Source organism: Catellatospora tritici, assembly GCF_019083965.1.
Lineage (GTDB): Bacteria > Actinomycetota > Actinomycetes > Mycobacteriales > Micromonosporaceae > Catellatospora > Catellatospora tritici.
In genome coordinates this window covers 193,180-217,285 of the sequence record NZ_JAHRCY010000007.1, presented here as the reverse complement: position 1 = coordinate 217,285, position 24,106 = coordinate 193,180, and the positions used below count along the sequence as shown (strand labels likewise).

General features: G+C 67.9%; 27 protein-coding genes and 4 tRNA genes. 9 read left to right on the top strand and 22 right to left on the bottom strand.

The features are described from left to right. Positions 1 to 21: 21 nt before the first annotated feature. Together KUA19_RS18060 and KUA19_RS18055 are read right to left on the bottom strand one after the other, a co-directional pair. Positions 22 to 258, bottom strand: coding sequence for a hypothetical protein (locus KUA19_RS18060; protein ID WP_217397167.1), 237 nt, complete (start codon positions 256 to 258; stop codon positions 22 to 24). Positions 259 to 294: 36 nt separating this feature from the next. After that, complete coding sequence (locus KUA19_RS18055; protein WP_217397166.1) at positions 295 to 1,623, bottom strand: ABC transporter substrate-binding protein; 1,329 nt, start codon at positions 1,621 to 1,623, stop codon at positions 295 to 297. 129 nt (positions 1,624 to 1,752) lie between these two features. Here KUA19_RS18055 and KUA19_RS18050 point away from each other — a divergent pair, with 129 nt between their 5' ends. Together KUA19_RS18050 and KUA19_RS18045 are read left to right on the top strand one after the other, a co-directional pair. Continuing rightward, the gene (locus tag KUA19_RS18050; RefSeq protein WP_217397165.1) at positions 1,753 to 2,145 is read left to right on the top strand and encodes a hypothetical protein; all 393 of its coding nucleotides are present in this window, start codon (positions 1,753 to 1,755) and stop codon (positions 2,143 to 2,145) included. After that, positions 2,085 to 2,585, top strand: coding sequence for a hypothetical protein (locus KUA19_RS18045; RefSeq protein ID WP_217397164.1), 501 nt, complete (start codon positions 2,085 to 2,087; stop codon positions 2,583 to 2,585). The genes KUA19_RS18050 and KUA19_RS18045 overlap by 61 nt, the downstream gene beginning before the upstream one ends. A 41-nt stretch (positions 2,586 to 2,626) precedes the next feature. Here KUA19_RS18045 and KUA19_RS18040 read toward each other — a convergent pair whose 3' ends face one another. The 15 genes from KUA19_RS18040 to KUA19_RS17970 all read right to left on the bottom strand — a co-directional run bounded on the left by KUA19_RS18040 (position 2,627) and on the right by KUA19_RS17970 (position 16,398). Then, positions 2,627 to 3,088 (bottom strand): hypothetical protein, encoded by a 462-nt coding sequence (locus KUA19_RS18040; RefSeq protein ID WP_217397163.1) that lies wholly within the window; start codon positions 3,086 to 3,088, stop codon positions 2,627 to 2,629. A 431-nt stretch (positions 3,089 to 3,519) separates the two neighbouring features. Beyond that, complete coding sequence (locus KUA19_RS18035) at positions 3,520 to 4,317, bottom strand: pentapeptide repeat-containing protein (RefSeq protein ID WP_254549617.1); 798 nt, start codon at positions 4,315 to 4,317, stop codon at positions 3,520 to 3,522. A 201-nt stretch (positions 4,318 to 4,518) separates the two neighbouring features. Next, positions 4,519 to 4,980 carry a DUF4279 domain-containing protein gene (locus tag KUA19_RS18030; protein ID WP_217397162.1) on the bottom strand — a complete coding sequence of 154 codons (462 nt, stop codon included), beginning with the start codon at positions 4,978 to 4,980 and terminating at the stop codon, positions 4,519 to 4,521. A gap of 430 nt (positions 4,981 to 5,410) precedes the next feature. Beyond that, entirely contained in the window at positions 5,411 to 5,761 is a 351-nt protein-coding gene (locus tag KUA19_RS18025; protein WP_217397161.1) for a hypothetical protein, read from the bottom strand. Between the two features lie 819 nt (positions 5,762 to 6,580). Next, positions 6,581 to 7,246, bottom strand: a complete 666-nt coding sequence (locus KUA19_RS18020) for a hypothetical protein (RefSeq protein WP_217397160.1) — start codon at positions 7,244 to 7,246, stop codon at positions 6,581 to 6,583. Next, entirely contained in the window at positions 7,243 to 7,566 is a 324-nt protein-coding gene (locus KUA19_RS18015; protein WP_217397159.1) for a PadR family transcriptional regulator, read from the bottom strand. The genes KUA19_RS18020 and KUA19_RS18015 overlap by 4 nt, the downstream gene beginning before the upstream one ends. Before the next feature lie 232 nt (positions 7,567 to 7,798). Next, a complete protein-coding gene (locus KUA19_RS18010) occupies positions 7,799 to 8,806 on the bottom strand; it encodes a protein NO VEIN domain-containing protein (RefSeq protein WP_217397158.1) in 1,008 nt (335 codons plus the stop codon). Positions 8,807 to 9,064: 258 nt separating this feature from the next. After that, positions 9,065 to 9,141, bottom strand: a tRNA-Phe gene (locus KUA19_RS18005). A 27-nt stretch (positions 9,142 to 9,168) separates the two neighbouring features. Beyond that, positions 9,169 to 9,242, bottom strand: a tRNA-Asp gene (locus tag KUA19_RS18000). Between the two features lie 54 nt (positions 9,243 to 9,296). Beyond that, positions 9,297 to 9,369: transfer RNA gene (locus KUA19_RS17995), tRNA-Glu, on the bottom strand. Between the two features lie 157 nt (positions 9,370 to 9,526). Continuing rightward, entirely contained in the window at positions 9,527 to 10,312 is a 786-nt protein-coding gene (locus KUA19_RS17990) for a polysaccharide deacetylase family protein (protein WP_217397157.1), read from the bottom strand. 170 nt (positions 10,313 to 10,482) lie between these two features. Further along, entirely contained in the window at positions 10,483 to 11,025 is a 543-nt protein-coding gene (gene idi / locus KUA19_RS17985) for an isopentenyl-diphosphate Delta-isomerase (protein WP_217397156.1), read from the bottom strand. After that, positions 11,022 to 12,449 carry a phytoene desaturase family protein gene (gene crtI, locus KUA19_RS17980; RefSeq protein WP_217397155.1) on the bottom strand — a complete coding sequence of 476 codons (1,428 nt, stop codon included), beginning with the start codon at positions 12,447 to 12,449 and terminating at the stop codon, positions 11,022 to 11,024. The genes idi and crtI overlap by 4 nt, the downstream gene beginning before the upstream one ends. Before the next feature lie 262 nt (positions 12,450 to 12,711). Continuing rightward, entirely contained in the window at positions 12,712 to 15,453 is a 2,742-nt protein-coding gene (locus KUA19_RS17975; RefSeq protein ID WP_217397154.1) for a cellulose binding domain-containing protein, read from the bottom strand. A 294-nt stretch (positions 15,454 to 15,747) separates the two neighbouring features. Then, positions 15,748 to 16,398 carry an NADPH-dependent FMN reductase gene (locus tag KUA19_RS17970; RefSeq protein ID WP_254549614.1) on the bottom strand — a complete coding sequence of 217 codons (651 nt, stop codon included), beginning with the start codon at positions 16,396 to 16,398 and terminating at the stop codon, positions 15,748 to 15,750. A 171-nt stretch (positions 16,399 to 16,569) separates the two neighbouring features. Here KUA19_RS17970 and KUA19_RS17965 point away from each other — a divergent pair, with 171 nt between their 5' ends. Next, positions 16,570 to 17,133, top strand: coding sequence for a hypothetical protein (locus KUA19_RS17965; RefSeq protein ID WP_217397153.1), 564 nt, complete (start codon positions 16,570 to 16,572; stop codon positions 17,131 to 17,133). A gap of 63 nt (positions 17,134 to 17,196) precedes the next feature. On the opposite strand, the gene KUA19_RS17960 is transcribed toward KUA19_RS17965, so the two are convergent. Then, positions 17,197 to 17,394: a hypothetical protein gene (locus tag KUA19_RS17960; RefSeq protein ID WP_217397152.1), complete on the bottom strand. Its 198-nt coding sequence runs from the start codon at positions 17,392 to 17,394 to the stop codon at positions 17,197 to 17,199. 290 nt (positions 17,395 to 17,684) lie between these two features. Between KUA19_RS17960 and KUA19_RS17955 the strand changes: the two genes are divergently transcribed. Beyond that, positions 17,685 to 18,404 (top strand): PP2C family protein-serine/threonine phosphatase, encoded by a 720-nt coding sequence (locus KUA19_RS17955; RefSeq protein WP_217397151.1) that lies wholly within the window; start codon positions 17,685 to 17,687, stop codon positions 18,402 to 18,404. A 22-nt stretch (positions 18,405 to 18,426) separates the two neighbouring features. Here KUA19_RS17955 and KUA19_RS17950 read toward each other — a convergent pair whose 3' ends face one another. The 4 genes from KUA19_RS17950 to KUA19_RS17935 form a co-directional block, all read right to left on the bottom strand. Continuing rightward, positions 18,427 to 19,434 carry a LacI family DNA-binding transcriptional regulator gene (locus KUA19_RS17950; protein ID WP_217397150.1) on the bottom strand — a complete coding sequence of 336 codons (1,008 nt, stop codon included), beginning with the start codon at positions 19,432 to 19,434 and terminating at the stop codon, positions 18,427 to 18,429. Between the two features lie 123 nt (positions 19,435 to 19,557). Continuing rightward, the gene (locus KUA19_RS17945) at positions 19,558 to 20,322 is read right to left on the bottom strand and encodes a phytanoyl-CoA dioxygenase family protein (protein WP_217397149.1); all 765 of its coding nucleotides are present in this window, start codon (positions 20,320 to 20,322) and stop codon (positions 19,558 to 19,560) included. Then, positions 20,310 to 21,155, bottom strand: a complete 846-nt coding sequence (locus tag KUA19_RS17940) for an aminoglycoside phosphotransferase/kinase family protein (protein WP_217397148.1) — start codon at positions 21,153 to 21,155, stop codon at positions 20,310 to 20,312. Before KUA19_RS17940 ends, KUA19_RS17945 begins: the two co-directional genes overlap by 13 nt. A gap of 106 nt (positions 21,156 to 21,261) precedes the next feature. Beyond that, a tRNA-Lys gene (locus KUA19_RS17935) sits at positions 21,262 to 21,336 on the bottom strand. 182 nt (positions 21,337 to 21,518) lie between these two features. Between KUA19_RS17935 and KUA19_RS17930 the strand changes: the two genes are divergently transcribed. The 5 genes from KUA19_RS17930 (at position 21,519) to KUA19_RS17910 (ending at position 24,033) form a co-directional block, all read left to right on the top strand. Further along, positions 21,519 to 21,842, top strand: coding sequence for a YbaB/EbfC family nucleoid-associated protein (locus tag KUA19_RS17930; RefSeq protein WP_217397147.1), 324 nt, complete (start codon positions 21,519 to 21,521; stop codon positions 21,840 to 21,842). Beyond that, on the top strand, positions 21,832 to 22,173 hold the full coding sequence (locus KUA19_RS17925) for a type VII secretion target (RefSeq protein WP_217397146.1): 342 nt from the start codon (positions 21,832 to 21,834) through the stop codon (positions 22,171 to 22,173). The genes KUA19_RS17930 and KUA19_RS17925 overlap by 11 nt, the downstream gene beginning before the upstream one ends. Next, entirely contained in the window at positions 22,166 to 22,480 is a 315-nt protein-coding gene (locus KUA19_RS17920; RefSeq protein WP_217397145.1) for a hypothetical protein, read from the top strand. The genes KUA19_RS17925 and KUA19_RS17920 overlap by 8 nt, the downstream gene beginning before the upstream one ends. Positions 22,481 to 22,621: 141 nt before the next feature. Further along, positions 22,622 to 23,524: a hypothetical protein gene (locus tag KUA19_RS17915; protein ID WP_217397144.1), complete on the top strand. Its 903-nt coding sequence runs from the start codon at positions 22,622 to 22,624 to the stop codon at positions 23,522 to 23,524. Then, complete coding sequence (locus KUA19_RS17910; RefSeq protein WP_217397143.1) at positions 23,521 to 24,033, top strand: hypothetical protein; 513 nt, start codon at positions 23,521 to 23,523, stop codon at positions 24,031 to 24,033. The genes KUA19_RS17915 and KUA19_RS17910 overlap by 4 nt, the downstream gene beginning before the upstream one ends. The last annotated feature ends 73 nt before the right edge of the window (positions 24,034 to 24,106 follow it).

Genomic DNA, 24,106 nt, shown 5'->3' with positions numbered 1-24,106 from the left:
CGCGCGGGGCGGCCAGGCGGGTCAGGCCGGGGCGTGGCCGCCGTCGCCGTCCACGGTCACCTCGGGGGTGCCGTCCTGGTCGAGGTCGACCAGGGTGATGTCCACGTTGCCGTCCAGGTCGGTGTCGAACTGGAACAGGTCGGCCTTGCCGTCGCCGTCGGTGTCCGACACCCACACGTCGGTCTTGCCGTCCTGGTTGGTGTCGCCGACGATCAGGTCGCGACGGTCGTCGCCGCGGGTCTCTACGGTCTCGCTCATGGCAGCTCCTTCTCGGGATGCGGTGCGGTCAACACGTTAGTGCCGGATGGTCGCACCCGCATCGACCAGGGCCTTGATCGCGTCGGCCGATTCGGCATACCCGATGACCAGCACACCGTCGGCCTTCATCGGCACGACCTCCTTGGCGATCGTCGCCAGCTCGGCCTTGTCCTTCACGGTGCCGTCGTCGTTGATCTGATAGGTGTACGCGCGGATGTCGGACTCGCTGAGCCCGGCCTTGACCAGTTCCTTCTTGACGTCCTCGGTCAGCTTCGTGCCGTAGTTGGCGGCGTGCGCGATGATGACGATCTTCCGGTCACCGTCGCGCAGGATCACGTCGGCGACGGCGCGGGCCTGCAGGATGTCCGAAGGCGCGGTACGGAAGTACAGCCCCTTGTCCTCGACCGTGGTCAGCGACGCCGAGGTGTTGGACGGCGAGAACATGATCATGTCGTTCTTCACCGCGTCGGGCAGCGAGGCCAGGGCCACGCCGGAGGCGCCCGTACCGATCAGGACCTGCACCCCGTTCGCGTGGTGCGAGGCGATCGTCTGCTTGGCGACCTTGGGGTCGGTGCCGTCGTTGCCGTCGATCCACTTGACGTCCTTGCCCAGCACGCCACCGGCCGCGTTGATCTCGGTGATCGCCAGGGCCGCGCCCGCGTCCATCGGCTTGGTGATGAACGACAGCGCGCCGGTCTTCGGCAGCAGACCGCCGATGGTCAACGGCGTCGACGACTTGCCGTTGGCGACGGCCTTCGGCAGGTCCTTCGAGGTCACGTTGCTCTCGTTGCCGGTGCCCAGGAACTCGGTCTTGCCGCTGTCGACCTGGTTGGTGGTGTCGAAGTGCAGCGTCGCGTACGTCGTGGTCGACGGCTCGCCGGCCTCGGTGAAGCCGTACTTGACCGTGATGCCGCGGTAGGCGATGTTGTCGCCCTTGCGAGCCGCCTGCAGGCACAGCGCGACCGTCTTGCAGACGGCACCCTCGGTGGTCACCCCGTTGATGTACTTCGCGATGTCCGTGGCCTTGGTCGACCCGGCCTGCTGCGCCGCCAGCGCGCTGATGACGACCGCGTCGTAGGTCTCCCCCGCGTACGTGAAGTCCTTCAGCGTCGGGTCGATCGCCTTCAGCTTGCTCACGAACGTGGAGTCCAGCGGCGTCAGCGGCAGGGTGCCCTTCATGCCCGCGAGCACGCCAGGGTGGTCGGCGAAGATGTCGCCGAATTCGTTGCTCATGTTGCCGTCGGTGCCGTAGAGATACGCCCCCAGATAGTCGGCGGCCTGCGGGTCGTCCGCGTTGTTCGAGCACGCGGCGAGGGTGAGCAGCGATACGCAGGCGGCAGCTGCGACAGCGCGCGAGATACGCATGAGGGTGCCTCCATGGCCATGGTCCAACGGGCACCTTAGCGTTGTTCCCGGGATTGGGGGAGGGGGCGGTTACGTCCGTTGGGTGGCGAGTGCTCCGGTACGGTTGCCACCGCCCGATAGGCTCCCACCGTGACCGTCGATCCTGACCACGCGTTCGAAGACGCCGCCCTCATCCTTGACCAGGCACTGGCCGGCGACGGGAAGGCGGTGGCAGGCACTTTCGACGCGGTAGTCAAGCGGGAGGGTGCGTCCGGGGCGTACAACGTCGCCTGGTGCCTGGCCGGAGAGTTGGCCGGCGACGGCTTGCGGAAGGGCCCGTGGGCGCTCGACTACCCCGAGATAGACGAGGCGCAGTACGACGCCCGCTGGGTGGCCAGATTCGTCAGCGCGTACGTCAACGAGGACGAGCCGACCGGAGAAGCCCTGGTCGGAGCGGCCCTGGCCGACGGTAGGCTGCCCGAATGCCTGCTCACCCTGGCCGGCTCGACGGTGGCCACGCTGCGGCGCCGCTCGCAGCCCTGACCGATGCGCGCCGCCCGCCCCGAACGTGGCGGGCCTGGGCTCTGGTCGCCGGGCATGGCGTGCTCTCCGGTGTCGCCACGACCACTGTGGTCGTCGCGGTCTTCCTGCTCGCCGAGGTGTCACTGCGGCACGATCCCCGCGTCGACGGACCGGCGGCGTTCGGCGGGATCCTGCTGATCACCGCCATGCCGGGCATTCCCCTGGGCCTGACCGCCGGGTGGGTCACCGGTCGACTGCTCGGCCTGGCTCGTCCGGGACGAGTCTCCCTGTTCGGCTCGTGCCTGAGCCTGCTGATCCTCACCGGGGCCGCGGGCTCCGCCGGGCATCCGGGCACCGGCTGGCTGGCGCCCACAAGCGCGGCACTGGCCGCCTATGGCGCGACCGCGCTCTTCTTCGCCGACTGGCACGCGGTCGTCCGTGAGGTCCCGCCGACAACCTGACTCGACATGCGCCGGGCCGCTGAGTCCGACCTTCGGCAGTGTCACTTCGCGCTGTGCGTCCGCTGAAGAACCAGGTCAGCCATTGTTGATGGAGTGTTCTTCGCGTTTTGATGATGCTGACCGTCGGGCCCACCGTGGGATGGAACAACAGTGTCCTCGCCGTCTACCTGGGCAGCCTGTACCTGCCGCACTCCTCTTCGCTGCTGCCACGCCGTTCCTGCTGGGTGGAGGCACCGCCGTGGCCTTGCTGGCGATCGGAGTATGGCCACGTCGAAATGAACGCTGACCTGCGGGGCTACAAACCCCGGATCCAGGAAGCGCCGCGCCCACGTTGCCACGACGCCCCATCCGACCAGCGCGCCTTCCTCGCCGCCGCCGGACTCGGCGAACTCCACGAGCAGCGCAGCCGTCCCGATCACCAGCGCCACGCCGCCGAGGAGCCCGGCTGGCAGCATGGCCGGTGCCGGCTCGGACTCGATCGCGAGCAGCACGTCGTTAGCCACCCCCGTCGTCTACTGCCCCGGCGAAAGCCGGTTTGACGCGGTCAGCCACGGTCACTCGTTCGTGACGCCGGGATCGGCATACAAAAATGCCCCGAACCGCGTTTCCGCAGATCGGGGCGACAAAGCCCGGCGAAGAGCTTTGGTGGCCAGGGGCGGGGTCGAACCGCCGACCTTCCGTTTTTCAGTCGTGGAAGTTTCCGCAGCTCAGAAATCGAGGCCGTAACGCTCCATGGGCGGCTGGTGAGCCTGGAGCCGCTGACAATGCGGTTCCTGGAGCCGCTAGCGCGAGCGGCAAATTGGTCAGAGATCTGGACATGCCTTGATGAAGCGACGCCCGACACCAATGGTGTGGCGGCTCTGATCGCCGAGGCTCTCGGAGAGCAGCGCGCTGGAGGTGGGCCACTCGGTATGAGTTCGCGGGAAAGGCCTCGTCAGTTTCCGGGAAAGGTCGCCTGCGATAGGTCTGCGCCGGTCAGGTCTACGTGGGTCAGGTCTACGCCGGTGAGGACTGCGCCGTGTAGTTTCGCGCCGGCCAGCTTTGCGTACGCCAAGTTAGCGCCCGTCAGGTTTGCGCCCCTCAGGTCGGCACCGGTCAAGCTCGCGCCGTCCAGGTGAGTGCCAGTCAGGTCGGCGCGTGTCAGGTTCGCGTCGTCCAGGAACACGCCATCTAGGTACGATCGTGCCAGGTTGATAATACGGTGATTCTCTGGGTCTGGCCGACGTATCAAGACCGTGAGTGCGGCTTGAATGTCTGTTGGAGTTTTTGCAAGCCGGGATTGATCTGGCTTAGGAGATGGTGATGCGGGCGGCGATGTGTCCCGCGAGGTTCGATTACGAACGTATGCAGCCAGGATCTCAATGATCGGGTCTTCGTAGTCGGCAGAGTCTTTCATGATCTGTTCGAGTGCGCAGATTCCGCCCAAGCGGCCCTCGATGGCGTCAGAGCCGAGTTGATCATTTGCCTTGGTGAAGCGATCGGTGATTTGGCCCTTTTCGGTAAGTTCTCGCTGCTTGCCGCTATCTATGCTTGTGGCGATAACTGCACCGGCGGTAGCTATTCCGAGAATCATGGCGCCGATGGCGGTCCAGTGCTGAGTCCAATCGATCGCCTTGGAGGGGCCCGGTTTGCGTCGATTGATCCGGCGCCACTCGATCGGTTTGGAGGGGCGCGGGTTGCGTTGAGTGATCCGGCGCCACTGTGCGGTGCGCCGTGAGGGCTTGTAAAGCATCGGCCCATTGTGGACTTCGTTCGCCAGCGCGTAGACGTGCGCGAAGGCAGACGGTGGCTGATGCTCAGGTGGGGCTCATGAGCCGATTGTCTAGTCCCAGTTCCTGCTTGACCGATCCGTCCCAGTAGCTACTTGACCGGTGACCTAGAAATGGTTGCGACCTTGCGAGGGTCGTCGTGCTGTGGTGCCCAGTCGGCGCCGTCAGTAGCCGTACTCGTCGACGTCCAGCTCGGCGTGGGTGCGCCTCAGGAAGTCGAGAACCCGCGCGTCGAGGTGCCAGCCGAACAGGTTGTGCTGCTCCGGCGACTCCTGCTCGACTGGGCTGGTCGAGTCCTCGTCCTTGTCCCCGAAGTACCGCACGACCTGCAGAACGCTGGAGATCGGACGCTCGTCGGCTCTGCCGGGCTCGGCAGCCAGCTCACCGATACGGTCGGCGGAGGGCAGCAGCCGACCCACGACTTGATCGATCTGTTCATCCACGGTCATGTTTGGCTCGCGGCAGACGATCATCCAGATATGGCAGACCGGCCGCACGAACGGGTCGGTCTGTCGGCTGCCGCGCACCACGACTTCGTCGGGCTCGACGCCCAACCTCATGGCGATCTCGGCGGCTGAGACCTCCTCGGATTTCAACGCGAAGTACACGTACTGGCGCAGACGCACCCCGGGACCCTACCCATGAAGGGCACCTACGTTCTCCGGATTTCCGTCCTGACGATCGGGGCATCTCACGCCACCCGCCTCGGCCGGTGCGCTTTGAACCGAGTGACGGCCTGGTCGGTGGTGCGGCGAACGGTCCGCACAGCGTCTTGCCAGCGTGGACCCGACCGAAGGCTACCTTCTGCCCGACCACCATGGTCACGCCGTTGTTGCTGGCCCGGCGCTGCACCCGCACCGGCTCATCGACCGGCTGCGGAGACGGCCCGGCCGGACGGGCACCGCGCAGCCGGGCGACCTCGGCAGGGTTCAGCGGGTTCGGGCGGGTGCGCAGCAGCTCACGGGTCTGCGGGTCGAAGAACATCAGCGTGTGCTCCTCCACCCGGATGCCCACCCGACGCCCGCCCAGGATGTCTGCTCTGATCGCTGGCTTCGGTTACCCGGCGCTGTCCTCTTGGACCTCGACGCCGAGCTTCTTCGCGATCGCGGCAACCATCGCCTCGATGCGGTCGACCTTGCCGTTGATCTCGCGCACGTCGAAGCGGATCTCGCTCTGGTCACCGGCGAGTTCCCCGACCGCGTTCGTAAGGTGGTCGACCCGTCCCTTCAACTCGGACAGCTTGCCGCTCACGTCCACGAGCTGGCGACTGCGGAATGCCTCAGCTTCCAGAGCCTCAACACGCTGCGCCGGTGCGGTCATCCGTCGATTCTCCTTCACAAGCCGACCCAGCACCAGCCAGGCCACACGGGGGATGAGGGGTGGAACGACGATCGCGATTGCGTCCACACCAGCCTACGGGCACCGACCGACACCACCCCGACGCCACATCACCCGCCGGCCACAGCACCCGCAAGCATCCCGCCACCGAACACCCAACCGCAGCCCGATCCAGCCACCCACCAGCAACCACACGACAGCCATAGGCCCTGGTCGAAACTCTCCTTACGAGGTCAAGGCGGCCGCAAGCGGCCGCGCCGGGGCCGGGACACTCGGGCGCTCGCGCCACGCCTGCGGCAGCGCGGCGCCCGGCGCCCGCCCGGCCAGCCCGAAGCGGAACGCCACACCACGACAGGACATGATCGACAGCGGCCATGGTCGTCGCTGTCGCAGGTGAGTGCCATGGTCGACGCGTTCAGAGATCGCTGCGGTTGCATCGGTGCTGGTCAGCGAGATGGTCGCCAGAGGCCATCGATGGGAAGGCGGGCTGATGAGATAGCGATCGTCGGTGAGGAGAGAAAGATCAGCTTCACATCGAAGATCTTCTTTCGGATGCCCGTCGTGGACCAGGCCGCGCCTCCCGCGACGCCGTCACACCCGTACGCCAAGGCTCCTCATGACCTTGGGGCTCTGCCCCAAACCCTGGCCACCGCTTCAGAGATCAGCCGGACAGGCGCTTGCTGGTCGGAGGTTGGGAGAAGGGGAGCGGGGGTGGTGATCTCCTTGCGTCGACACCAGAGGGCACCACATCTGGCGGCCGCTCCGTACCGACACTCCAAGATTCTTTCTAAACGCTACGCAGAAAGAATCTTGAAGCCTCGTCGGCACTACGGACCACCAGATGTGGTGGGCTACGCCTGCCGCCGCAAGGAGATCACCGCTCACTCATCATCGCGGGCGGTCGATCATGATCGGCCGGAAAGGCTGAATTTCCGTGCGACGATTCCAGGCCGACTTCACTGGCTCTCCGCGCCGGAACGCAGCCAACATAATTATCGCCCGTCCCACTCTGCTGACCGTGTTGTCCAGAGCGAGGGTAGTTCTGCCAGCAGCGGCGTGATAGGCAATACTAACCTTGATGTCCGTGCCCTCAACGGAAAGAACTTCGTGAACCGGCTGAATGGTTGGATTCGCAGTGACCAGCATAAGCCCGAATTTCACTCGAAGAATCGATTCCGCAGGCATCGACTTCTGGTCAAGCATCTTCTGGAGATTTTTGCTCAGAGCTAGCTTGACGAGGCCCGGCATAACGTTCCAAAGCGCCATCAGGTAGCTGGATAGGCGTACGTAGTTGGCCGGACGCATCGACCGCGCAACGGCGAAGCTGCCACGCCAAATGTCGAGCGCCTTGAGTAGCTTGGTTAGCTTGAGGCCGTCAAGTGATGCAAGCTCGGCGTTCCATTCCTCGCAGTACCGGTCCCGCGCCTCTGCGTTATGCATGCGCCGTGCAGCTGCCTTAACGATTTTCGGCGCAGCCCACGCGCCGAGGTCTACCGCTTCGGCAATTAGCGCAGATACGATTGCACCAACGATGAATCCGACAAGGATGTTCACGCTACACCGTTCGCAGTCCGCCAGGAGCGGCTGGGCGATCGATGAGAACGCGCGAGAGCTTGACGAGCGGAAACTGCGCCGTCCTCGGTGAGCTTGTAGTAACGACGCCGAGGGCGCCCTTCAATCTGCTGTTCTTGCTGCTCCCAGTACGACTCGACAACACCCAGCGCCTCAAGCCGGGCGAGGATCGGGTACAAGGAGCCGGTAGCGATCCCGGCATACTGGGCGATATCGAATCCGTACCTGGGCGCGGTGGGATCTTCGAGCAATGCAGCGAGCACCGCCTGGGTTGTGTGGGTCATGCGTACCTTGTTGAGCATATCGCTTACTCTAGCTATATAGAGATAGAGTGTCAACGGCCTGACTCGCCAACTCGCTGATGCGTCAGAACGCGGAATGGCGCGGGACGACGTCGTTGCTGTACAGCAACGAAGTACAGCAACGGCAACGATCATGATCGACGCTGGGCGCGCCGGACAGTGCGTCTGACCTCCCGGTCAACCGTGGCCGACCTTGCTGCGACTAATCCGTAGGTTCAGGCCTGCGTATGCGTTAGGCGGGTTCGGCTGTTGCGGTCGCCTCAGGGAGGGCGTACCGGTAGGCGGTGGGCATCAGGCTGGCGCGGTCGGGCGTCCATTCGGCCCAGAGCCGTAGCCGGCCACCGGAGCAGTTCAGCGCGGCGTCCATCTGTATCTGGTCGACAACCGCGAGGAGCGTGGAGTACGTCTCAGCGTGGCGCACCTCGCCGTCGGTGAGGTCGACCGCGTCGCGAGTGCCTGTGCTTCCCTTCACCTCGACGTGTAGCTCCTCGTCGTCTTTCACCGCAGTCAGGTCCCAGGGCCCAAACGCGCCGACGTTGGTCACCTTCCAGCCGTCCTGCTCCAGGTGAGCCGTGACCCGGGCGACTGCGTGGTTCTCAACGGCTTTGCGCTTCGCGGGATCGGCCTGTCTGCCAGTGTTGGTGGAGCTGCTCCTGCGTTGCGTGGGGATCACGCCCGGCTCGGCGAGCGCGAGGTCGGCCAGCGGTCGGAGGCCCGGGATCAGGAAGAGAAGATCCTTGGGGAACTTGGTCAGGTAGCCCTGGGCGGTGCGCAGCGGTCTCTTGGTCGACAGCTCGAACGGGAAATAGAGGCTTCCTCCCGCCCGCTGGGCGAGTTCTTCCTGCGCGCGCCTCACCTCGGACTCCACCGAGCGCACGGTGTCCAGTCCCACGGGCGTGGCGAACGGGCGGAACGCGTCCAGGGGGGCCTGCCAGGCGGGCTGCTGCCCAGATAGCCCCCGTTCGTCGGCGAGCAGGGCGGGGCTGGCCCACTCCATCTCCGAGTCCTCCGCGTGCCCGACGACGAACGACCATCCGATGAAGGCCAGGCGTGGCTGGGCGGCCCAGTGCAGCACAACGTCGCCGGGTGTGACGTAGGAGACGAGGGTGTAGGACCAGTACTCCGCACCGGTCCGGTCAAGCTTCGGGGCCAGCAAGTCCCCGCCGACGTCGTCGCGGTAGGTGATCTCCAGCCAGAAGCGTTCGCTCGGGTCGTCTGCCCACCAGTCATTGATCGCCATGTCTGCGATCATCATGCGCTGGCAATCCGCCGGCTATCGACTCATCCGCTCGGATCGCAGCCCGTTTCCGTGGGCCGGTGAGCCGTCCGGGTGGAGATCCGGGTGATCTTGCATGCGACCTACGTGCGATTCGGTGCGGCAACGACGGGACGGCGACGGGTACCACCGGTCACTCGTTCGTGGCCGCCAGATCGGCATACGAAAATGCCCCGAGCCGCGTTTCCGCAGTTCGGGGCGACAAAGCCCGGCGAAGAGCTTTGGTGGCCAGGGGCGGGGTCGAACCGCCGACCTTCCGATTTTCAGTCGGACGCTCGTACCAACTGAGCTACCTGGCCGATACCACCGAGGTGGTCGAACAAAAGCGGTCCTGACGGGACTTGAACCCGCGACCTCCGCCTTGACAGGGCGGCGAGCACTCCGACTGCTCCACAGGACCTTGCTTGTCTTGCTGTCTTGCTTCCGGGAGAGACCTTACCAGGTCTCCCGGTCGTGCCCCCAACGGGATTCGAACCCGTGCTACCGCCTTGAAAGGGCGGCGTCCTGGGCCGCTAGACGATGAGGGCGGCCGCACCATCATTGCACAGTATTGCGGAGAACCCGCAGCTACTTATGCTCTGACGGTTTGTTGCTCCCATCCGGCCCCGCCGGAGGCTCGGAAAGCATATGTGACCAGCGGCCGTTCCGCCAAATCGGGGGTGGGGTCCGCTGCGGCGGGGCGGATCAGAGGGCGTCTGGCAGGCGTACGAGCCGGTACTTCGCCCGCAGCGTGGTGATGATGCGGGGCAGCGCGGCCAGGGTCTGGCTGCGGTCGCCGCCGCCGTCGTGCATGAGCACGACCGAGCCGGAGCGGGTGGCCCTGATCACGCGGTTGGCGATGGTGCCCGCGCCCGGACGTCGCCAGTCCTGCGGGTCGACGGCCCAGTGCAGCGGGCTCATGCCCATGCTGCGGGCCACCCGCGTCGCGGTCAGCGTCCAGTTTCCGCCGGGATGCCGGAAGTACTTGATCGGTACCCCGGGGACGGCGGCGTGGATCGCGTCGTTGGTCCGCTGCAGGTTCGCCCGGACCTTGGCGGTCGACCAGGTGCCGAGCTTGAACTCGTGGTTCCAGCTGTGGTTGCACAGGGTGTGCCCCTCGGCCACGATCCGCCGGATCAGGTCGGGGTGGGCGGCGGCCTGCGAGCCGATCACGCAGAACGTGGCCTTGACCCCGCGGGCCTTGAGCGCGTCCAGGACCTTCGGCGTCCACGCGGACGGGCCGTCGTCGAAGGTCAGGGCGACGCCACCGATGCCCGTGGTGCGCTGAAGGTTCATCTTCTCGGGGATCGGCGACGGCTTGACCGTCGGCGTCGCCGAAGGGCTCGCCGAGGGGCTGGGCGAGGGTATGGCCGCGCTTGGCGACTCTCTGGGGGCCGCGGTGTTGTCGTCGCGTCCGCCGGTGCAGGCGGACAGGGCCAGGGTGAGGCTGATCACCGCAGTGATCAGGCCGTGGCTGCGCCGTTGCGCCATGGCCGCTCCCGGGGGTGGAGAGGTGCCGCTGGTGGGGGAGTCGTCGACGGTCCGCCGTCAGGCGGTCCACCGGAGCGAGCAACCAGCGGAAGGGGAGCCCCAGCGTGACACAGCGGCGCGGGCTCTGCCAGGGGACGGCCAGTGAAGTCTTTGGCGTACCGACGCTGTCGCTAAGCGTTGTCGCCCAGTGCGACGTCCGTCACTCCGGCCAGCCACGGGGCGAAGTCGTCGGGGCTGCGCCCGAGCCAGGCGCGCAGATCGGCCGGGGAGATCCAGCGCAGCGCGGCGACCTCGGCCGGGTCGGGCCGGGGCGGTTCGGCCTCGGTGCCGAGGATGCCGAGCAGCACGTGGTCGTACTCGTCCTCGACCCGTCCGGTCTCCGGGTCGACGGCGCGGTAGCCGTATACCCCGATCTCGGTGAGTTCGACCGAGCGCACGCCGACCTCCTCGGCCAGGCGGCGCGCGGCGGCGAGCACGACCGGCTCGCCCGGGGCCGGGTGGCCGCAGGTGGCGTTGGCCCAGCGCAGCGCGAACCGGGTCTTCACCGAGGCGCGCTGCTGCAGCAGCAGCCGCCCGGAGGAGTCCATCAGGTGCACCGAGAAGGCACGGTGCCTGCTGCCCGGGGCGCTGTGTGCCTGGGCGACCGTCGCCTTTCCGCAGGCCGCACCGTCAGCATCGACCAGTTCGACCAGGTCTTCTTCCCGTGACCTCATGAGCGCGCTCCGATCACCCGACGCGCGGCCGCTCTACCCGAGATCAGCACCATCGGTACTCCGACGCCGGGACGCGTGCCGGACCCCGTGAACACCACATTTGTCAGGGTCGGATGCAGGTTACCCGGCCGCAGGGGTCCGCTCTGCCGTAAGGTGTGCGCACTCGCGAACGGTGTGCCGAATGTCATACCCTGCCGGGCCCAGTCGTCCGGCGTGACCACATAGGACAACGCCAGGTCGGCCCCCAGGTCCAGGTAACCTCTGGCCTCCAGGGTGGCCACGAGCTCGCCGGCGTACCGGCGGCCGACCGGACCGTCCCAGCGCACCGGCGCCGTCTTCAGGTTCGGCACCGGCACCGTCACCTGATACGTCTGCCGTCCTGCCGGGGCCGCCCCCGGATCGGTCCGGCTCGGGTTGGTGACCAGCACCGACGGGTCGCTCATCAGCTCGCCCCGGTTGACCACCTCGTCGAAGGTCCGCTGCCAGGAGCGGCCGAAGTGCAGGTTGTGGTGCGCGATCCGCTGGTAGCCGCCCCGGTCGTCGCGGGTGCCCAGGTGCAGCACCACGCAGGAGGGCGCCGGGCGCAGTCGCCGTACCCGGGGCGGGGCACCGCCGGGCAGCAGGCCATACGCGGCGGGCAGGTCGGGGTTGAGCACCACCGCGTCTGCGGTCAGCCGCTCCCCCTCCGCCGTGTGCACCGCCACCGCCCGATCGCCGCGCGTCTCCACCGCGGTCACCTCGGTGTGGAAGCGGAAGCTCACGCCGTGCTTCTCGGCGGCGGCGGCCAGCGCGCGGGGCACCGCGTGCATGCCGCCGCGCGGATACCAGACCTCCGTCACGGTATCGAGGTACGAGGCCACCCGCGGGTCCCGCCCGGTGAGCAGGTTCCGGAACGCGAACAGTCGCTGCGTACGCGGATCGGCGAAGAAGTCGGTGAGCCGTCGCCGGGCGCCCTCGCTCGCGAGCGTGCGCCAGTGGCCGGCCGGGTCGCGCCGCTCGAACGACTGCAGTCGCCGCGCCCAACGCAGGAACCGCAGGTAGCCCGCGGCCTCCCTGCCGCCGCAGAGGCGGGCGATCGCGGCCACCATCCGGTCCGGGTCGGCGTGCACGTCCAGCGTGGTGCCGTCGGGGAAGTGCGCCCGGTACGCGGGGTCGAGCCGGATCAGCTCGATCCAGTCGTCCAGGTGCTCGCCGACCGCGTGCAGCGGTTCGGCCAGCAGCTCGGGGGAAGTGATCATGGTGGGTCCGGTGTCGAAGCGGTGGCCGTCGAGTTCGAGCACCCCGACCTGCCCGCCGGGGTGCCCGTTCCGCTCCAACACGGTGACCTCGCGCCCTGCACCCGCCAGGTGCAGCGCGCAGGCGAGCCCGCCCAGGCCGGCCCCCACCACGACGACATGATTTGTCGGCCCTAGTACGGTTCGCACCGATTCATGGTGGCACGTTCGGTCAGTCCGACACGCCATTCAGCCATCTCACAGCCACCTGTTGGCCGATATCTGACATTTCGGACAGGGGGCTTCGTGCAGTTTCGGGGAAACTGCACGAATACCCGCCAAGATTCGAGCAGTTTCCCCGAAACTGCGCTATCCCGACTCCCAACTCCCGGGGCGGGGGCGGAGGGCGGCACGGACCGTCCCCGGCCGCGAGCGTGAGCGCCGCGGGCGGGGACGGTCCTGGGGTGTCGGATCAGAGGGCCGTGCAGGTGATGGGAGACGGAACGGGGTTGGACGTCGTGTAGTTGGCGTTGAAGCCCGGGTTCGCCGTGCCGCCCGGAGCCAGCCCGCCGTTCCACGCCTCGTTGGTGACCTGGACGGCCGCGCCGGTCTGCGTCTTCACGCCACCCCAGAGCTGGGTGATCACCTGACCGGCGGTGTAGCTGAAGTTGACCCGCCAGCCCGTGGTGGCCATCGAACCGGTGTTGGTCACCACGATCTCGCCCTGGAAGCCGCCCGGCCACGAGTTGAGGATCTTGTACGTGGCACTGCACGACTTCCCGCCCTGCGGCGAGGGAGAAGCGCTGGGCGAGGTCGACGGCGACGGCGACGCGCTGCGCGACGGCGAGACCGACGGGGACGGCGACGCCGAAGCCGATGCCGACGGCGAGCCCGAGGTCGAGGCGCTGGGTGAGGCCGACGGGATCACGCCGGTGTCGCCGTACACGATGCCGCGGCCGTTGGTGCCCAGGTACACGCGGCCGTAGGTACGGGGGTCACCGGTGATCGAGTCACCGGCGTTGCCCCACTGGTGCTGGGCGTCGTTGATGCGGACCCAGCTCGCGCCCGCGTCGTTGGAGCGGTACACGCCGCGTACGCCGTCGATGGTGGCCATGGTGTAGACCGCCATGTTGGTGCGGCCCGGCGCCGCCTTGCCGAAGCCGACGCCGACCGCGCTGGCCGAGGCGGCGAACTTGGTGAAGCTGGTGCCGGAGTTGGTCGAGCGGTACAGGCCGGTGTCGCTGGCCAGCCACAGCTCGCCCTCGACGCCCGGAATCGCCTTGAACCCGGCGATGACGCCCAGCCCGCTGGCGGCCGCGGTGAAGGTCTGGCCGCCGTTGGTGCTGACGTACACCGTGCCGTTGTAGGCGGCGTAGAACTTGTTCGCGTTGACCCGGTCCGCCTCCACCTTCGCGGTGGCCGGAGCGCCGGTGGCCTGCGTGAACGAGCCGCCGAAGCTGGTGGCGTAGAAGACGCCGTTGGCCTCGGTGCTCCACACCACGCGGGTGCCGTTGGCGTTCAGCGCGACCGTGCCGCCCTGCGCGCCGCTGGGCGAGCTGCCCGACCACCAGTTCGCGCCGCCGTCGCTGGAGACGCCGATGTTGGTCTGGCCGTTGGCGGTACGCGCGCCCTTGCCGACCCGGACCACGTAGCTCGGGTTCAGCTCGGCGTAGTCGAGGCTGTTGGTGCTGCCGAAGTACGGCATGTCGAACATGTCCGGGACCACGGTCAGGTCGGTGTGTCGGAAGCCGCCGATGTCACCGACCCCGGAGATCAGCGGGGCCGCGCCGGTCGGCGGGCTGATCAGGTCGAGCACCGCGGTCTCCTCCAGGCCCTTGATCATCGGGGTCAGGGCGACCGTGCCACCGGTGTCCAGCGCGGTGACGTTGGTGGTGCCGTAGATCGTGGCGCCGGTGCCGAACATCATCCGGTTCGAGTTGAACGGGTCGATCTCCAGCGCCTCGGTCATCCAGCCCAGCTTCGGCGACTGCTCGGGGGCCGACTTCTGCTCGTTGAAGTCCAGCCACGGCACACCGCTGATGTTCAAGGTGTACTTGTTGGTCCGGTTCGGCCAGGCGTAGTCGTAGAACTGCTTCCAGGTGGCGCCGCCGTCGGTGCTGCGCCAGATGAAGGTGTCCGGGTACCAGGAGCTGTAGCCGGTGACCATCAGCGTGTTCGGGTTCTGCTTGTCCACCGACAGGCCGGAGTAGCCGAACCAGTTGTTGTTGGTGTCGGTCGACGGGACCGGGCTGATCTGGGTCCAGGTGCCGGTGGACAACTGCATCTTCCACACGTCGCCGTGGCCGCCGTCGTACGGGCCGCCCTTGTCGCTGGTGGTGATGTAGAGGTATCCGCCCGCGATCTCACCCTGGTGGGCCAGGAAGCCGGTCGGCTGACCCGCCACCCGCTCCCAGCTGGTGCCGCCGTTGAGGCTGCGGTACACCGTGTTCTGCAGGTCGGCCACGCCCACGTAGATGGCCTGGGTGGTGTTGCCCGCGGTGCCGGTGGACTTGTCGAACGCGACCCACACCACGCCCTGGTTGAACGTCAGGTACTGGTTGGTGTCGGCGGCGTCCTGCACGTAGTTGCCGACGTTCGGGAAGTTGGTGACCTTGGCCCAGGTCACGCCCGAGTCGGTGCTGCGCCACAGGCCGTTGCCGGCCTCGGTGCCGAAGTAGAGGGTGCTGTTCTTGTTCGGATCGATCGCCAGGCGCTCGCCCATGCCTCGGCCGGGCATGTTGCCGCCGACCTTGAACGGCAGCGTGGTCGCCGCCCAGGTGGCGCCCTTGTCCGAGGAGCGCAGGATGGCGCCGTTGTTCGGGTCCCAGCTGTTGAGGTACATGCCGACGGCGGCGTACACCTTGTTGGTCTGCACCGGGTCGGTGGCGAGGCTCAGCACGCCGTTGTAGTTCCAGTTGTCCCAGCCCGCCCAGTCCAGCAGCGGGGTCCAGCTGCTGGTCGACTGGTTCCAGCGGTAGGCGCCGCCGATGTCGGTCCGCGCGTAGATCAGGTTCTGCTCGGTGGGGTTGAAGATGATGCCGGGGACGAACCCGCCCCCGTCGATCCGGACGTTCTTCCAGGTGTACGGCTCAGACGCGGCGGCCAGCGCCGGCGTACCACCGGCGAGCTGGGTGACCACGGCCAGTGCTCCGGCGGCGAGGGTGGCGGCTACCGCACCGGCGATGGTGCGGGTTCTTCGAGCACGCGTTGGCATTGCGGCATTCCTCTCAGGGACGCGAGAAAGGACGTGCCGCCGCGTACGGGGGAGAGCGTGAAGCGGGCCCGGGCAGTGTCGACCGCCGCACTCACCCGTCGGACGGCGACAGAGTTCGTGCGTTAGTTGCTGCGGGACTGCCCTCGGCGCACACGGCACCGGCCCCGTGGAGAGGTTCACATGGGGCGCCGAGCCATGTCAATAGTTTGGGGTGTCAACGAATTAGCGACCGCCATGACCAGGAGATCGTCTCTCCGTGGTCAGCGTTGCCGGAAGACTCGGGATCGACGGGCGCTACTCGATGCGGTCCACGGCGGGGTCCGGGCGCTCGCCCAGGAACTCGATCCAGCGCTGCTTGGCGCACGGGTAGTGGACGGCCGACTCCACCAGGGTCAGGAAGTCGGTCATCGTCGTGGCGAATCGGCGGGCCAACTCGGCGTCGCCGATGCCACCCCGCTCGTCCATCGCCTGGTGCGCCTGGGCCAGCGAGAACATCTCCGGGTACACCCGGGCGCCCAGATGCTCCAGCGGGACGCGCAGGGCCCACAGGCCCCGGTTGCCGCCCACCATGGACGGTGAGGCCGACATCAGCAGCACGTGCCGGGCGGCGAAGGGCTGCGGGCGCAGGCGTGAGCCCCAGTCGATCAGGTTCTTCAGGATTCCGGGCACCGAGGCGTTGTACTCCGGCGAGGCGATGATCAGCGCGTCGGCGTTGGCGAGCGCCGCGCCGAAGGCGTGCACGGCGTCGGACAGGCCCACGGCGGCCTCCTCGTCGCCGTCGTACGACGGCAGCGGCCAGTCGCGCAGGTCCGCCAGGTTGACCTCGGCCCCGAGCCGACCGGCCTCGGCGGCGGCGTACGCGGCGAGCCTGCGGTTGAGCGACTCGCGCCGCAGCGACCCACCGAACACGAGCAGCCGCACCGGGCGGTCGGGCGAGTGGTCCATGTCGACACTCAATCACCAGCGGCGGCCGTGCGTTGGTGGATCGGCGAACGCGGCCTGCCAAGATTGTCAGGTTCCGGGCCGGGACTGGGCTGAGGTGTCGGAGTAGGGCACTATGACGGCGGCGGAGTAATGCCCGCCGGCTATACCCCTCAACCCCTCCGGAGCTCGATCATGAGTGAATACACACCTCAGGTGAACCTGGTCAGCCGCACCGGTGCCGGTGTGGTCGGCGGCGTCGCCGGTGGGCTGTTCCTGGCCCTGGCGCTGCAGATCCTGGGGCACATCAAGCCGTACGCCCAGCTCGTGGGTGAGACCGACGCCTCGACCGCGTGGGTGATGACCCTCGTGGTGGCCGGTGCGGGCGGCGGCCTCTTCGGCGCGTTCCTGGGCAAGTTCATCCGTGGGCAGATCATTCCCGCGGTCGGTGTCGGCCTGGTCTACGGCATGATCACCTGGGTGCTGTTGGCCCTGATCGTGCTGCCGATCCGGGGTGACGGCGGCTTCCTGGGCATCGCCGACTCGGGCGGCATCTTCGTCCTCGGCGTCTACGTCATCTTCGGCGTGGCCACCTCGATCGTGTACGCCGTCTTCGGCCCGCGCCGCCGCCACTACTACCGTCGCCGCCGCGAGTACGGCTTCGTCATGGCGATGCCGTCCGTGTCGCGCCGCCGTCGCAAATCGCGCCGCAGCCACGACGACATCGACATCGATGTGGACGTCGACATCGACGACTAGTCCCGCAGGCCTGGTCCGGCCCGGATGCGTCCGCCCTCGCGGTGCGCACCCGGGCCGTTCTGTCTACCGGATCAGCTCGGCCAGCACGTCGGCGGGCACCTCGACCACCGTCTCGTGCGCCGGGATGTCCAGCTGCGACAGCGCCTCCGGATCGGTCACCCGCCAGCCTTGGACCACGAAGGTGCCCCGGTCGGTTTGGTAGAGCGAAGGGCAGTTGGTGTCGCCGGACAGCGCCGTCTTGCGGATGAAGGTGAGCTGCACTGGTCCCCCTGGCCTCGACGTCGGAACGCCCGTATCGGGCAATACCGGTAGCTTAGCCACGCCTAGCCTTTGCCCCGGGCATCGGGCGCGCCGCCCGGGATGGTCGGCGGGAAGGTTCCGGTGTGGAGCGAGTTTGGGGCGATGTGATCTATGTCACGCAGGTGCGCACGGAAACGCCACACGCTGCGAGGAGCGCACGGTGAGGCCGCCGGGCGTGTCGCGGACCGCGGGAGGCAAGATACGTACATCCGCTAAAGACAAAGCCGTTCGCGATAGGCAGGCTAGACACCATGAGCTTGATCCTGCGCGCCGTGACCGTCACCGACCCGGGTCTGGTTCGGGAGAACAACGAGGACTCGGCGTACGCGGGCCGTCGACTGATCGCCGTCGCCGACGGCATCGGCGGCTCCCCCTCCGGCGAGGTGGCCAGCCACATCGTCATCAACGAGCTCGCGCCCCTGGACGGCGAGCCCGCCGACGGTGACCCGGCCGACGCTTTGCTGGCCCGCCTGGCCGGCGCGAACAAGCGCATCCGAGAGGTCACCGACGCCGACCCCGCCAGCGAGGGCATGGGTACGACGCTGACAGTGCTCGTCTTCGACGACGGCCGCGCCACCCTGCTGCACGTCGGCGACTCCCGGGCGTACCTGCTGCAAGAGGGCGAGCTCAGCCAGCTCACAGTCGACGACACCCTGGTCCAGGCGATGATCGAGCGGGGACTGCTCACCCCCGCCGAGGCCCGAGTGCACCCGCACCGGTCGATCATCACGCAGGCGGTGCAGGGCCGGGAGTTCACGCCCGCCATCCTCACGCTCCAGCTGCGGCCCGGGGACCGGATCATGCTGTGCAGCGACGGCCTGTCCGACGTGGTCGACGACGAGTCGATCGCCGACGTCATGTCCCGCGTGATCGACGTGCGCCCGTGCGCCGACCGGCTGGTGTCGTTGGCGCTGGCCGGGGGCGCGCCCGACAACGTGACCGTCGTCGTCGCGGACGTGGTGAACGGCTAGACCACCCGGCCGTGGTGACCGGCTAGGCCGAGTCGCGCAGCACCAGCTCGGTGGGCAGGACGGTGGCCCCGTCCTCGACCTGCTCGCCGCGTACCGCCGCGAGCAGCCAGCGGGCGGCGACCGTGCCGATCTGCTCCACCGGCTGGTGCACCGTCGTCAGCGCGGGCCGGATCTGCTCGGCCAGCGCATGGTCGTCGAAGCCGACCACGGCCACGTCCTCAGGAATGCGGCGCCCGGCCTTGCGCAGGTAACGCACGGCACCGGCGGCCATCACGTCCGAGGCGGCGAAGACCGCGTCCAGGTGTGGGCGCTGGTCGAGCAGCCGCTGCATGGCGTGGGCGGCCGAGGCCTGGCTCCAGTCGCCGTACGCGACCGGGGCGTCGGTGGCGCCGATGGCCTGCATGGCGTCGCGGTAGCCGGCCAGCCGGTCGGCGCCCACGCCGGTGTCGGGCGGGGCGGCCAGGTGCGCGATCGAGCGGCGGCCCGTCGAGATCAGGTACTCCACCGCGGCGCGGGCGCCGCCCCGATTGTCGGCGTCGACATACGGCACCGGTTGTGGGCGCAGCGGCCGCCCGATCACCGTGACCGGCGTGCCCAGCGTCGCCAGCGTCGCCGCCAGTGGGAGCGGCCCGTGGTCAGAGACGATCATGATGCCGGAGACGTGGCCGCCCTGCAGATAGCGCCCGACCGTTTCGACGAGCGGGCCGCTGACCGTGGTGACCAGTAGCGGGATGCCGTGCTGGGCGAGCTCCAACTCGGCCGCGCCGATGAGGCGGGCAAAGAACGGCTCGCTGAACAGCAGCCGGTGACCGGCGTGGATGACGGCGGCGAACGCGTTGACCTTGCGCTGGGCCTGGCCCCACGCGGCCCGGTGCCGGCGGTAGCCGAGGCTGCTCGCCGCGTCGCAGACCCGCTGGTACGCCTCGGCACTGACCCGGCTGGAGTTGTTGAGCACCCGCGACGCGGTGGCGATGGAGACTCCGGCCACTCGGGCGACTTCGGCCAGCGTGGGCGCGGTGGCGGTGAGCACTCCGGGATTGTATCCATCGATGGAAGCGCTCCCGAAAGTCATTCGTGCACCATAACGCCGATCCGCCATACCGCGGTAGGGCCGGTGCCGAACCCGGGCGGACGAGTAGCCGGTATGCGGGCCCTATCGACCGGCGGTGCCGCGCGCGGCGCGGACGCCGTCGTACTCGAAGAACGGGTCCGTCAGCGCCTGCCGCCAGTGCTCGGCGTGGCCACGTCGCTTGAGCCGCAGGTAGACGGTGCGCCGGATCACCGACGACATGTTGCCGCCGATGTTGTGGGCCAGCAGGTAGTGGGCGAAGACCACATCGCCCGGTCGCCCGCGCACCTGCGTACGGTGCGTCGCGTCGACCGGAGGGTGGGAGGTCTCCGCCGACCGCGCGAGGAGTTCGCTGATGCCGTGGTCGCGGGCGTAGGCGGCCACCGCATGGTGGCTGCCGGGCCACACGTGCACGTTGCCCATGTCGTCGGCGCTCTGATCGGAGAGCAGGACGCCGACGAGCAGGGTGAAGCTGGTTACCCTGCCGTCAGGCGCCAGCTGGTTGAGCCCGTCGATGTGCCCGGAACCCGGCCGGTGGAGGTAGGGCGGATAGGTCAGTGCCACCTGTACATGAGTCGGCCCGGTCAGGCCGCCGACCGCCGTCAACTGCTCGGCGATGGCATAGGCGGGGGTATGGGTGAGCAGACCCAGTAGCGCCGGCTGGCGCTCCGGCGGCTTCTCGACCAGCGCGTACGAGCCGAGGTGGCCCTCCGGGGGCGGCTGCTCGGCCACCAGGCGGTCGATCGCGGCGTTGGCGGCGGCCACCCCGGCCGCGGGCACCAGCCGGGGGACCACGACGTAGCCCTCGTCGCCGAACTGCCGGATCTGGTCGAGCGTCAGCGGGCCCATACCGGCACCTCCACCATCGCGAGCACGCTGGCTGCGGCCTCGGCGGTGCCGAATCGCTGATACCACTCGGCTCTCGAGAGCCGACGGAGGAAGGTGTAGAACGGCACCAGTCGGTCGAAGATCACGCGCTCCTGGTCGTCCGGCCGGTAGCCGGCGAGGACGCCGTCGAGTAGATCGGGGTCTTCGACGGTGAGCACCGCCAGGTCCATCGCGGCGTCGCCGGAGCGCAGTTCGGAGACGTCGATGAGCCCGATGCCACCGTCGCCGCGGACCAGGATGTGCTCCGGACGACCGTCGAAGAGCATGAGGTCGGCGCCGCGGGTGGCCAGCAACGGCCTCAGTTCGTGGTACCAGGCCCAGGCCCGGTGGTGCACCGCGTCGTCCACAGCCGCGACCGTGCGCCACCACGCCAGCACGCTGTTGAGCCATCCGGCCATCCACAAGTCCCACCCTTGTTCGCCACTGAAAGTGGCGTCCGGATCGGCGCCGAGCAGGTGAATCCGCCGCAACAGGGCGCCCGCCGCCCGTTTGGTCTCGGGCGAACCGGCCGAACTCAGCGCCTCGCCCACCACCCACGTCAGCACCAGGCAGGCCGGCGGCCCCTCCGCGTGGGCGATCACGTCGGCGACGGGGAGCCCGGCACCGGCAAGGCGCCGCACCGCCGCCTCCTCCGGCACGAACGCGCCCGCCTCGGCAGAGATTTTCACCGCGACCGGTCCGACCGTGGTCTCGACCCGGGCCACCAGCCGTCCCTCGCGCCGCACGAGCGTGATGATCTCGCCCGACGCGATCACGCCGTGCCTGGCGAGCAAGTCATGGACATCGACGAGCATGCACTGATTGTGCGAGCTCGAGACGTCGCCGTCACGGGATTTTGGACCGCCCGAAAGATCAGATGCCCCCTCCCGTGGTTCGGAGGGGGCATCTGATCTGCCGTGCTGGTGGGCCGCCAGGGACTCGAACCCTGAACCTACGGATTAAAAGTCCGCAGCTCTGCCATTGAGCTAGCAGCCCGTGCTGCCAGGCTACCGGATCGCGCAGCACCGGTCTTGGGGGTATCTGTCGCGTCTGCGAAATGACGCCCGCCGAGCCGCTGAAGTCACTCAATACATCACCGAGCGTCGACGCCTTGTGGCGGTTGACAGCCTTCTTTAGGCTCCTGCGGTCAGCGCATCCGGCAGCGAGGACGCATCGACGTGCTCGATGGTGACCTGGACTCGGTCGATCGACAGGTCGGCAACTGGCAGGCGGCACTGGAGGAGCGTGCTCGCCGCGCAGCTGAACTCGCCGCTCAGACGAGGGATGTCGTGGTGGACGCGTCCGTGCTGCGCGGCACGGTGACCGCCACCGTCGACCTGAACGGCCATCTCGTCGGGCTGAAGCTCCACGAGCGGATTCGGGACCTGCCGGCAGATCGCATCGCCGAGGCGGTGCTGGAGGCGACCCGGGCGGCTCGCGGCGCGCTGGCCGCGCACGTGCTCGAGCTCGCGGCGGAGGCGGGGTTTACCCATGCCGACTGAAGAACCGCAGATCACGCCGGTGACGGCCGAGCCGGTCCAGCTGGACCAGCACGCACAGACGGTCCGCCGTTTGGCGGACCGAGTCGAGCATACGTATGGCGCCGCTCGGCAGGTCACCATGGATCTGGACGCATACGGCAGGATTTGCGCGGTCATCCCGCTGATGCTGGTTCCGTTGCAGGCACGGATCACGGCGACCCTGGGTGTGGCCGCAGCCGACCTGCAGCTGCGGAGCGAAGCGCTGCAGGGTGTGGCAGCCGCATATGAACAAGCCGATACCACCGCTGCCGCTCGGCACGAGTCGATCCTCCATCGGCTCACCGATGGGTGAAGTTGGGGCGCCGCTGATCGCCGAGCGAGTCGATTCCACGACCTGGTACTCCGGGGTCGGCATCGCGGAGACCGTCGACATGATCGTGGTCGAGGCCGGGTCCTGGGTCGACGGCGTGTTGGGCGGTGTCGGGACCGTTGCCGAGACGGCGGTGTGGGTCCTCGACCCGCTGGGCGCGCTGGTGACCGCGGGCTTCGGTTGGTGCGTCGAGCACGTCGAGCCTTTGTCGCAAACGTTGGACTGGCTGGCAGGCGACCCGGACCAGATCTCCGCCAACGCTCAGACCTGGCACAACCTCGCCGTCTAGCACGCAGACATCGCCGACCTATACCGCCGCTCCGTCGCCGAGCAGCTGCCGGACTGGGACGGACCGGCCGCAGTCGCATACCACCAGCAGGCGCGAGAGACCCTCGACCTGCTGGCCGGGCTCACTCGTGCCGCTGAGGGCATGAAAGCGATCGTCGCCATGAGCGGGGCGCTTGTCACCCTCGTCCGGACCCTGGTCCGGGACCTGATCGGCGAACTCGTATCGATCCTGCTCGCCAGACTGCCGCTGTGGACCGCCGAGGCCCTGGGAACCATGGGCATCGCCGCACCGTATGTGGTCGCGCAGGTGACCGCGCTGGTCGCCAAATGGGCAGCTCGGATCACCCGTCTGCTCAGAGCGCTTACGGCCAGCGTGCGGAACCTCATGCCCGCAGTGCGCGGACTTGACGAGGCCATCGAGGCGATCCGCGGGGTGCTGGCCCGACGAGGTGGTGGCGTTCCGCACTCGGTCACCGATGCGGCTACACCCGAGATCCGCTGGGGTGGGGCAGGCTACGTCGACACCCCGCAGTCTGCAGCGGCAGCCGACCAATATGCCAAGATCCGTGCCCGCACCGACGACGTGGACAACATCGCCGAGCTGCTTGAAGTGCCGCGCTACATCGTCGAGCGGGTCAAGAACCACGTCTTCCTGACCAAACATGACGTGCCGGCGGGCGATGAGGTTGTGCACGGCTTCTTCGCACCTATGGACCACATCGGGACGTGGTGGACCCAAGCGGCCGACGACTTGCTGCCCTGGTCCGATGAGATCGCGCTCAAACGCCTGCTGGTACATGAGTTCGTCGAGAGCCATCTCATGGAAGCGGGTATGCCCTACATCAGCCTCGACTCCCGGGCATCGACGGACAGCCTGGACCCCGTCTTCTACGGCGCGCACCATTTAGCGCCGATGGAGGCATTCAGAATGCCTATGTTCGGACACTGGCCTACGCTCGGCAAGGCTATACCGGATGTCGCCATGGCGGATGATTTGTCCAATATTGAGGACATCTTAGAGATCGTACTCAAGGAGATCCAGTGACTGCGCCGCTGACACCGATCGAGTTCATTGCCCGTCTGCGCGCCGTCAACTGGTCCGACGCAGGCGTTTACAACCGTATGCGATCCCGAAGCCTGCTCATGCGGGAGCATCTACGCCGTGCAGCCTGGTGGCTACAGAGGTACCCCTCCGACCGGTGGCCATTTCCTGATCTGGCCGCAGCGATCAACCCGGCGGTGCGCGCTGATCCGGTTCTGGTCGACCAGGTCGAAGAGATCACGGGCGGCGAGTTCGTGGTACGTGCGGTGTGCCTAGACGCACTGCACTGGTACACCCTGCGGTCGTTGCCCGGCGTGGTCCTTCCTGACCTGCCTGATCCGTTCGAGCCACTGCTCGTGCTGTTGGAGCGCGGCGGCGGCTTCACCCTGATCAGCGGGTATGTGGATGTCGGGTTGGCGCTGGTTCCCCGCTGGGATGTGGCACGACACCTCAGTGGCGAGCAGATCGTGGAACTCGACAGCGCCGTCTTGGACAAGATCGATAATCCATGATTTTGCCGGCCGTGGGGGGGGGGGGGGGGGCCACCCAACCACCGCCGTTAAAAGCGGGGGGAGGGCCCGGGAG